Annotated in this window: 8 protein-coding genes and 1 pseudogene; 1 reads left to right on the top strand and 8 read right to left on the bottom strand. The window is 64.5% G+C overall.

Annotation, left to right across the window (positions count from 1 at the left end):
* A pseudogene (locus tag AC5JJ6_RS28360) lies at positions 1-443 on the bottom strand (hypothetical protein); the annotation flags it as partial.
* Between the two features lie 211 nt (positions 444-654).
* Between AC5JJ6_RS28360 and AC5JJ6_RS28355 the strand changes: the two are divergent.
* On the top strand, positions 655-1,917 hold the full coding sequence (locus tag AC5JJ6_RS28355; protein ID WP_496045274.1) for a serine hydrolase: 1,263 nt from the start codon (positions 655-657) through the stop codon (positions 1,915-1,917).
* A gap of 10 nt (positions 1,918-1,927) precedes the next feature.
* Here AC5JJ6_RS28355 and AC5JJ6_RS28350 read toward each other — a convergent pair whose 3' ends face one another.
* From AC5JJ6_RS28350 to AC5JJ6_RS28320, 7 genes are all read right to left on the bottom strand, one after another.
* Entirely contained in the window at positions 1,928-2,662 is a 735-nt protein-coding gene (locus tag AC5JJ6_RS28350) for an isochorismatase family protein (RefSeq protein WP_496045273.1), read from the bottom strand.
* Between the two features lie 84 nt (positions 2,663-2,746).
* The gene (gene pgmG, locus AC5JJ6_RS28345) at positions 2,747-4,132 is read right to left on the bottom strand and encodes a phosphoglucomutase/phosphomannomutase PgmG (protein ID WP_496045272.1); all 1,386 of its coding nucleotides are present in this window, start codon (positions 4,130-4,132) and stop codon (positions 2,747-2,749) included.
* Positions 4,129-5,484, bottom strand: a complete 1,356-nt coding sequence (locus AC5JJ6_RS28340) for a UDP-glucose dehydrogenase family protein (protein WP_496045271.1) — start codon at positions 5,482-5,484, stop codon at positions 4,129-4,131. The genes pgmG and AC5JJ6_RS28340 overlap by 4 nt, the downstream gene beginning before the upstream one ends.
* A gap of 45 nt (positions 5,485-5,529) precedes the next feature.
* Entirely contained in the window at positions 5,530-6,399 is an 870-nt protein-coding gene (gene galU, locus AC5JJ6_RS28335; protein WP_044429235.1) for a UTP--glucose-1-phosphate uridylyltransferase GalU, read from the bottom strand.
* A gap of 111 nt (positions 6,400-6,510) precedes the next feature.
* Positions 6,511-7,242, bottom strand: coding sequence for a DnaJ domain-containing protein (locus AC5JJ6_RS28330; protein ID WP_496045270.1), 732 nt, complete (start codon positions 7,240-7,242; stop codon positions 6,511-6,513).
* 18 nt (positions 7,243-7,260) lie between these two features.
* A complete protein-coding gene (locus AC5JJ6_RS28325; RefSeq protein ID WP_496045269.1) occupies positions 7,261-7,977 on the bottom strand; it encodes a vWA domain-containing protein in 717 nt (238 codons plus the stop codon).
* A gap of 209 nt (positions 7,978-8,186) precedes the next feature.
* Positions 8,187-9,311: molybdopterin-containing oxidoreductase family protein (locus tag AC5JJ6_RS28320; protein ID WP_496045268.1), on the bottom strand; the 1,125-nt coding region annotated here is incomplete at its 5' end.

The raw sequence follows: 9,311 nt of genomic DNA, 5'->3' as shown, positions 1-9,311 counted from the left end.
GAATGAAGCTCCGTGGAAGACCCGTCGAAGACACCGCTCTCGGCAAGCCTCGACGTCAGTTTTCCGAATTGGTCGGGCGACAGATAGAGCCTCATGCTGGCGGATTGCCCCGCAGCCAGCGTGTCTTCCGGATCGCGCCGCCAGAGCGCATCGGCCGGTATGATCCGCGCTTCCACCACTGCCCCGCCGCCATCCGGTCCGGCCCCACTCCCCGCCCGAGCCTCGGCGCCCTGCACTTCGTAGGTGCGGAGTTGAGCGTTCGCTTTGGAATTGTAGATCAGCCGATAGCGGTCGGGTTCGTCGCTGGAGCATTTTGCCCGGAGATCCTCGCCGTTGACGTAGCTGAACCATGTCAGCTTGCGAGCGTCCTCCTCTCCCGCCGGCCCCAGGGAGGCACAACCGGACAGCAACAAAACCCAGGCAGCGGCTAAACCGATCGGCAACAGGCGCATACCGGAGAATATATCACCGAGCCGCAAACCAGACGAGACGATCTCCCGACAATCTTCCGGAGCGCCGCTCCCTCACCCGTTCGGGATTTATCTCAGGTGGCGGCCGAGATACCCAATTAACGAAAGGGTGGTAGACATTGATTCTCCTCGAAATTACCATCCTGTCGAAAGTCAGCTCTTAAGGGCGCGAGGGGGTTCCGCCATGAAACTATCATCGTACAGGCCGGCATGCGTTCTGGTCCGGTTCATGACCGTAACGCTGATGCTGGCTTTGTGCGCGCTTGGCGGCACCCCGGCATCGGCTCAGTCGAAATATGCGTCGATCGTGATCGATGCCGGCAATGGCGAGGTCCTGTACAGGGCCAACGCCGACGATCCCAAGTATCCGGCATCCCTGACCAAGATGATGACCTTGTACCTAACGTTCGAAGCGCTTCAGAAGAAGCGGGTAAAGCTGGGTCAGTATTTCACGATTTCGCGCAAGGCGGCGTCGCAGCCCCCTACCAAGCTCGACCTGAAGGCCGGACGCAAGATCAGGATCGAGCACGCCATCCTCGGGCTCGTGACCAAGTCGGCCAATGACGCGGCCATGGTGCTGGCCGAAGGCATCGGCGGGTCGGAAACCCGCTTCGTCAGGATGATGAACCAGAAAGCCAAGCGACTCGGCATGATGCGGACCAGCTTCCGCAACCCGTCCGGCCTTCCGGACAGCGATCAGGTGACGACCGCGCGCGATCTGGCGACGCTGGCGAATGCGCTGATCCGCGATTATCCGAAGTTCTATCCCTACTTCAGCCGGGCCAGTTTCACCTATCAGGGCGTTCAGCACCCCAACCATAACCGGCTGATGGAAATCTATCAGGGCATGGACGGCCTGAAGACCGGCTATATCCGGGCTTCGGGCTTCAACCTCGCCGCATCGGCGGTACGGGACGGCCGTCGGCTGATCGCCATCGTCATGGGCGGCGACACGCCGGGCTGGCGCGACGAACACATGGCCGAGCTGATGGACCAGGGCTTCGCAACGCCCCGTACGCCGGCCCCCTTGGTAGCCTCACTTCGGGCGCCGGCCTTGCCGACCCGCAAACCGGAGACCGGGATCGAGGTCGCGAGCATCGAGGAATTGTCCGATGGCGACCAGATAGCGGCCCTGACCGCCAATCTGGCTCCGACCTCAGCCGGCCTGACCAGCAGCGCCGCAGCGGCGGAAGCGCCGAATACCGCCGGCTGGGGCGTTCAGATCGGAGCCTTCGGTGACCCCGATGCGGGCCGGCGGGCACTTGCCGACGTGGCCCGCCGGATGCCGACGCTCCTCGCGTCCGCCTATCCCCAGATGCTCCCGGTCACCACCGGTTCCGGCCGTCTGTTCCGTGCCCGCCTGATGGGCCTCGACGAATCGATGGCACGTACGGTCTGCGGCAGCCTCGCACGGACCGGGGAAGACTGCTTGACCGTAGCGCCCTGAAAAGCCCCGATCACGCCAGTTCGCCGGCCAGCACGGCACCGCGTGAGGCCATGAGGTAGAGGCCTACGCGGTGCGCCTGCCGCTGGGGGTGAGCGGCGGTTTCCGGCAGGCCGAGGTCGCGGGCAACCGCAGGCGGCAAGTCATAGGTTGCGCAGGCAGGCTCGTATACGACGACGTCCTCAAGGCTTGCCGCCATGCCGTGGTTACGGGCCGACAGCAGCGTCAGCACGAAATCCATGACGCAGATATCCGTGCAGATCCCGACGACCAGCACGGACTTCAGGCCGTTGCCGGCGATCCACTCGAGCAGCAGGTTCGAGCCGTCGGGCTTGATGGCGCCGATGAAGCCGTTGATGCAGTCCTTGCGCACCAGAGTGGCGGTCGGCGCAGCGTCAAGCCATTCCAGCTCCGCCACGAGATTTTCCTGTCCGGTGCCGATTTCGCAATGGGGCGGATAGGGAGGCTCCGCCTTGCCTGGAATGTGGGTATCGAGGAAGGCCAGGATCGGCCAGTCCGCAGCCTCGAAGCGCCGGGCCAGCGCCACGGTTTCCGCGATCATGCGGCTGACCTGCTCATTCGGTGACGCAGGAGCCAAGGGGCCGGCGCCGACGGTGCAGAACCCGTTGACCTCGTCCACGATGACGAGGCCTGTCGGCTTGGCGGCCGGGTCGAACCGGCCTAGATCGATCGGAAAAGTCTGCTCGACGACATCAAGAGTGGTGTCGACAATAATAGTGTCTGGCATGTCCCGCATCCCCGTCGATTGCCGAATTCCATCACAGTGGATACGGCAATCGCGGGACGCAAGACAGATCGGAAGTCGCCCCGATCAGAAGTCGGCAGGCGCTTCGATGCCGCTGGCGCTCAGCTGTTCGACCAGCAGCGCCTTCAGCCGCTCTAGCCCCTCGGGGCTGAACGCTTCGCAGCGGGCGACCAGTACGTCCTGGGTGTTGGACGCACGCAGGAGCCACCAGCCGTCCTCGGTGTTGACCCGGACGCCGTCGATGTCGTTGACGGTGGCGCCGCTTGCCGCCAGCCGGGCCTTGACCTCCTTGACGACGGCGAACTTGCGTTCCTCGTCGGCCTGGAAGCGGACTTCCGGCGTGTTGAAGACCTCCGGCAGGACGTCGCGCAGGTCGGCCAGCGGCTTGTCGGACTTCGCCACCAGCGAAACCAGCCGGACGCCGCAGTACAGCGCATCGTCGAAGCCGTACCACTTGTCGGCGAAGAAGATATGGCCGCTCATCTCGCCGGCCAGCGGCGATCCCGTCTCGGCCATCTTGGCCTTGAGCAGGGAGTGGCCGGTCTTCCACATCAGCGGCTTGCCGCCCAGGCGCTCGATCTCGTCGAACAAGGTCTGGCTGGCCTTGACGTCGGCGATGATCGTGCCGCCGGGATGGGTCTTCAGCACTTCGGACGCGTAGATCGCGACCAGCTGGTCGCCCCAGACGATCCGCCCGCCGGCATCCACCGCACCGATCCGGTCGCCGTCCCCGTCGAAGGCGATGCCGAGGTCGCACTTGTTCTCGGCAACCACCTTCTGGAGGTCCACCAGGTTCTCCGGCATCGTCGGATCCGGGTGGTGGTTCGGGAAGTTGCCGTCGATGTCCTCGTACAGCAGGATGTGCTTGCCCGGCAGCTTGGCGGTCAACCGCTTCAGGATCTCGCCGGCGGCGCCGTTGCCGGCATCCCAGGCCACCGTCAGTTCCTTGCCGCCGTCGTAGTCCTTCAGCAGTCGCTCGACATAGTGGTCCTGGATGTCGATCTTCTCGGACGTACCGTCGCCGACCGCGTAGGCGCCCTTGGAAGCGATCTCGCCCAGCTCGAGGATGGCGGGACCATAGACCGGAGCCTTGCCCAGCATCATCTTGAAGCCGTTGTAATCCGGCGGGTTGTGCGAGCCGGTGATCATGACGCCGGCCGAGGCTTCGCGGTCGCGCACCGCGAAGTACAGCATGCCGGTCGGCCCAAGGCCGATTCGCTCGACATGCAGGCCGGTCGAAACCAAGCCTTCGACCAGAGCCTCTTCCAGTTCCACGGAGCTGAGGCGGCCGTCATAGCCGACGCATACGCGCTTGCCGCCAGCCCGGACCACCACGGTACCGAAGCTGCGCCCGATGGCCTTCGCATCGGCGGCGGTCAGCGTCTTGCCGATGATGCCGCGGATGTCATACTCACGCAGAACGGTGCTGTGGAACTGATGGGCTTCACTCATGCTTCGAGAACCTTCTCACGCAGATCACGGTTGCTGATCCGATAACGCGACGGCCGGCCGACACAGGTATAGGCGAACCCGGCCATCTCCATATCGTCCGGATTGTAGACGTTGCGAAGGTCTACCAGAACAGGAGTTTTCATCAACTCCCGTGCGCGCTTGAAGTCGAGCACGCGGAACTCGTTCCACTCGGTCAGCAAGGCGATCGCGGAAGCGCCTTCCAGCGTTTCATAGGTATCGCCGCACCACTGCACGCCCGGCAGAAGCTTTTCGGCCTCGTGCTGGCCGGCCGGGTCGAACGCGCGGATCACGGCGCCCTTGGCCTGAAGCGCCGGAATGATGTCCAGCGACGGACTGTCGCGCATGTCGTCGGTGTTGGGCTTGAAGGTCACGCCCAGCACGGCGATGGTCTTGCCGTCGACGTCGCCGCCGCAGGCCTCGACGATCCGGTCGGCCATCGACTTCTTGCGCTTGTCGTTGATGTCGACGACGGTTTCGACGATCCGCAGGGGCGAGCCGTAGTCCTGCGCCGTGCGGACGAGCGCCAGCGTGTCCTTGGGGAAGCACGACCCGCCGTAGCCCGGCCCCGGATGCAGGAACTTCTTGCCGATGCGCCCGTCGAGGCCGATGCCCTTGGCGACGTCATGAACGTCGGCGCCGACCTTCTCGCACAGGTCGGCGATCTCGTTGATGAAGGTGATCTTGGTCGCCAGGAAGGTATTGGCCGCGTACTTGATCAGCTCCGCCGTTTCCAGGCTGGTCATGACGATCGGCGTTTCGATCAGGTAGAGCGGGCGGTACAGGGCACGCATGACGGCGCGGGCGCGGTCGCTGTCGGTGCCGATTACGACCCGGTCCGGACGCAGGAAGTCGCCGATGGCTGACCCTTCGCGCAGGAACTCCGGGTTGGAGGCGACACCGAACTCGACGTCCGGGCGGGTCTTGCGGATGATCCGGGCGACCTCGCGGCCGGTGCCGACGGGGACCGTCGACTTGGTCACGACGACGGTATAGTCGTTGATGCCGCGCGCGATTTCCTCGGCGGCGCCATAGACGTAGCTCAGATCGGCATGGCCGTCGCCCCGGCGTGACGGGGTCCCGACGGCGATGAACACCGCATCGGCATCGGCGACCGAGGCTGCCAGATCGAGGCTGAAGGACAGCCGGCCTGCCTTGACGTTCTTGGCGACCAGTTCATCCAGGCCCGGCTCGTAGATCGGGATCTCTCCCCGGTTGAGCCGATCGATCTTGCCCGCATCCTTGTCGACGCAGGTGACGGTGACGCCGAATTCTGAGAAACAGGCGCCCGAAACCAACCCGACATAGCCAGTGCCGATCATTGCGATACGCATAGATGTGCCTTCTTTTAACTTGCCGAAAATGCAGCGGGGGGTCGTTTACAATATCTTGGCGAGAGCTTCACGCACCTTCGGCCCAAGGTCCGGGTTCTCGAGGGCGAATGCGATGTTGGCTTCCAGGAATCCGACCCGGTCGCCGCAATCGTAGCGGGTACCCTGGAAACGGAGGCCGTGGAACGGCTGGGTCCCGATCAGCCGGGCCATGCTGTCGGTAAGCTGGATCTCGTTGCCGGCGCCGCGCTCCTGGCGGTCCAGGTGACCGAACAGTTCGGGCTGAAGGATGTAGCGGCCGATGATCGACAGGGTCGAGGGCGCCACGTCCGGCTTCGGCTTTTCGACCAGCCCCCTGACGGAGGCCAGCCGGCCATCGTCGGACTCGACGTCGAGGATGCCGTAGCGGTTGGTGTGCTCGCGGGGCACATCGACCACGGCAACGATGTTGCCGCCGACTTCGTCGTAGGCCTCGACCATCTGCTTCAGGCAAGGCGTGCCGGCCAGCACGACGTCGTCGGGCAGCAGCACGGCGAACGGCTCGTCGCCGACGAGTTTCCGGGCGCACCAGACGGCATGGCCAAGCCCCAAGGGCTGCTGCTGCCGGGTGTAGAAGAGCTTGCCCGACCCGATCTCGGTCGCCCGCACCGCATCGAGCATGTCGAGCTTGCCGCGGGTTTCCAAAGTCTTGTTGAGGTCGGCGTTGATGTCGAAATGGTCTTCGATGGCCGATTTGCCCTGGCTGGTCACGAAGATGATGTCTTCGATCCCGGCAGCGCGGGCTTCCTCGACGGCGTGCTGAATCAGCGGCTTGTCGACCAGCGGCAGCATTTCCTTGGGAATTGCCTTGGTCGCGGGCAGAAACCGGGTGCCCAGTCCAGCAACCGGGAAAACCGCCTTTCGCACTGCTTTACGCATGGGTATCTCTTTTCGCTACGCGTGGATGGTGGGAATAACCCGTAACCGAAGCGGCATTGTCTACGCCCGGAATCTTCTGCCACAAGGACACGCTGCAACGCAACCCACGCATTATGAACGCATCAGCAGATCTTTCGCCTGATTGATCTTTGCCGCGAGGTATGTCGAACCGCCCTGATCGGGGTGCATCTTCAGCATAAGTCTTTTGTGCGCCTCTTTTATTTCCTCCACCGAAGCACCCGGCTGAAGCCCCAGAATTTCGTAAGCTTCGTCACTTGTCATAGCACCGCTCCCGGAGCGGGCTCCCTTTCCTCCACTCTCGCGTTCTCCGGAATTGTCATCACCTGACCCGGAGGCACGCCAGTCGTCCGGCTGGGTCCTGTCCAGATAGGCCTCCAGGACGACGGCGGACTGCTGATCGCCGGCCCGGCATTCGTCGAGCAGGGCCAGCAAGTCACTCAGCGGCATGTCGTTCAGCATCTTCCCTTCGAACGCACCGCGCAATACCTCACCGCTCATGGCGCCTGAATCATGGTCGAGCCACATCCGGAGGAACATCGTCTCGACCGTCGATGTCTGGCCGTCGGAAGGACCGGCCGCAGCACGGACCCGGTTGATGATCGATCGCCAGCGCAGCACCATCGGAAGCACGAAGGCGCCGATCGCCATCGCGGTCCCCAGACGCCCGGTCACCGCCAGAAACACCACGACGACGACCGTGACGCCGATGGCCGTGTAGCGCACGCCCCGCGCAAGGCTTTTCGGGTCCGCATTCACGAAGGCCCGCGCCAGCAGAACGAAACCGATCAGAAGTGCGATGCCGAGCAGGAACAGCGGAAACATCTGGCGCCGTCTTTCCCCCTACCTGTTGCCGACCTGATGCGAAAGCTGCCGGACTACCTCACCCTTGCCCCGGCTGTAGTCGGCAAGCGCCGGCCTGCCGCCGGCGGCGAAAACAGCGACCGCACTCAGCAGTTCCTTCAACTGCTGCGCGCTGGAGGCGTCGAACGGGCAATAGGCCCCGCCGCTGAGACGCGCGATCTGCTCGAACGCCCGCCGCGCGACCGGCTCACCGCCCTCGTGGAACATGAAGACCGGCACGCCCAGCAATCCAAGTTCGCCGGCATGATGGCAGAGCCGGTCGATGTCCTCCTCCATGCAGTCGCCGACGAAGACGACGGCGTTCACCTTCTCGCGATGGCTTTCCTTGAGCGCATGCTTCAGGACGCGGCCGATCTGCGTCTGGCCGCCGAGACAGGTGACCGCCGTCATCCGCCTCAGCAGGTCCTTGGCACTGCCGACCCACGGACTCGCCTGACATTCGCGAAAGCCCCGGTAATAGACGAGCTGAACGTCGAGGCCGCCGAGCGCCGACGTCGCCTCGAACATTTCCGCCTGGATCTGGCAGGCCTTGTCCCACGACGCCTGCCGGCTCGCCGTCGCATCCATCGCAAACATGAGCCGGCCGCGCCGGCCGGATTGTCTCAGGTTGGGCGTGGCCGCCACCTTGCGCAGAAAGGCGTCCACATCGCTTCGCGTGGCGTTGGCGGTCGGCAGTGTGCGGTCATCGTCTGCCATGGCGTACCCCTCCTGCGGAAATGGTAACCTACAGCGGCGTCCCACTTATTTCAGAGATGGAAGCGAAAGCCGCCCTGTCCAGGGTGGCTCCGCCATCCATTTGGAGAGCCTAAACGAGTTTGGGAAACGCCGCCACGTCCTGCGGCGGCAGCCACCCGAATCGTATACCCACACCGAGGGCGGCAGTCGAACCGTGCCGGCCGGACTTCCTATTCCGGCTTCAGCCAGACGGCCGTGTCATGGAAGACCGCTCCGCCGAAAGGCGGACCGGGATCGGCGCCAGTCAGGACATTGATGCCGATTCCCTCGATGAAGCTGCCATTGGGCCAGATGCCCTCGACCACCACGACGCCGGGCTGAAGCCCGTCGAAGGGCTTCACATGGATCAGCACGGTCCCGCGCCGGTTGCCGATCCGGACGACGCCCCCATCGGTCAGGCCAAGGGCGGCACAATCCTTGGGGTGGATCAGCGCGGTCGGGCGCCCCTCCCTCGCACGCGACGCCGGGACTTCCGTGAAGCTGCTGTTGAGGAACTGGCGCGCGGGCGGCGCTATCATGCGGAATGGGTGTTCCGGCGTCGCCTTCTCGATCACGTCGAAGTGGTCCGGCAATACCGGCATGTCCGAGAAGTTCGGCCCGACGCGGGACCAGTCCGGCTTGAAGTGGAAACGGCCGTCGGGAGTGCCGAAGCCCTTCTCGAAATGCGTGTCGGTCCCGGCGATGCAGTCGAGCCAGCGGGCTTCGCTCAGTTCTCCGGCGCCGGGCCAGCCCGAAGCCTTCAGGGTCTCATCGACCAGTTCCCAGGCCGTCAGGTCGAACCCGGGATGGCTGGCGCCCAACCTCTTCGCCAGGCCGCGGATCACGGCATGGTTCTCACGGCACTCGCCCGGCGGCTCGATCTGCTTCGTCCCGATCTGGAGATGCATCTGGCCGCCCGCCGTATAAAGATCGTCGTGCTCGATCATCATGGTCGCGGGCAGCACGATATCGGCAAGCTGCGCCGTGTCGGTCATGAACTGCTCGTGGACGCAGACGAACAGGTCGTCGCGCAGCAGCCCTGCCCGCACCTTGGCGCTTTCCGGAGCGACCGCCGCCGGGTTGGTGTTCTGGATCAGCATCGCGTGGACCTGCGGCCCGTCGCCCAGCGCATCGCGCTCGCCGACCAGGACGGGACCGATCCGGGACATGTCGAGCATCCGCACGGCGGGGTCGATCCGGTCCCGGCCCTCGATCAGGGTCTTGTCCAGCCGGTAGATCCCGGAATTGCTGTAGAGGGCTCCGCCGCCCTCATGCGTCCAGGCGCCGCTGACGACGGGCAGGCAGCTCACGGAGTG

It is taken from the genome of Skermanella sp. (assembly GCF_059503625.1).
Note: the sequence above shows the minus strand (reverse complement) of the source record. Positions and strands in the feature narration are given on the sequence as shown.

Bases quoted from the DNA above. Each gene is read 5' to 3' on its own strand.
- AC5JJ6_RS28355 (WP_496045274.1), top strand. From the start codon at position 655: ATGAAACTATCATCGTACAGGCCGGCATGCGTTCTGGTCCGGTTCATG.
- AC5JJ6_RS28350 (WP_496045273.1), bottom strand. From the start codon at position 2,662: ATGCCAGACACTATTATTGTCGACACCACTCTTGATGTCGTCGAGCAG.
- pgmG (WP_496045272.1), bottom strand. From the start codon at position 4,132: ATGAGTGAAGCCCATCAGTTCCACAGCACCGTTCTGCGTGAGTATGAC.
- AC5JJ6_RS28340 (WP_496045271.1), bottom strand. From the start codon at position 5,484: ATGCGTATCGCAATGATCGGCACTGGCTATGTCGGGTTGGTTTCGGGC.
- galU (WP_044429235.1), bottom strand. From the start codon at position 6,399: ATGCGTAAAGCAGTGCGAAAGGCGGTTTTCCCGGTTGCTGGACTGGGC.
- AC5JJ6_RS28330 (WP_496045270.1), bottom strand. From the start codon at position 7,242: ATGTTTCCGCTGTTCCTGCTCGGCATCGCACTTCTGATCGGTTTCGTT.
- AC5JJ6_RS28325 (WP_496045269.1), bottom strand. From the start codon at position 7,977: ATGGCAGACGATGACCGCACACTGCCGACCGCCAACGCCACGCGAAGC.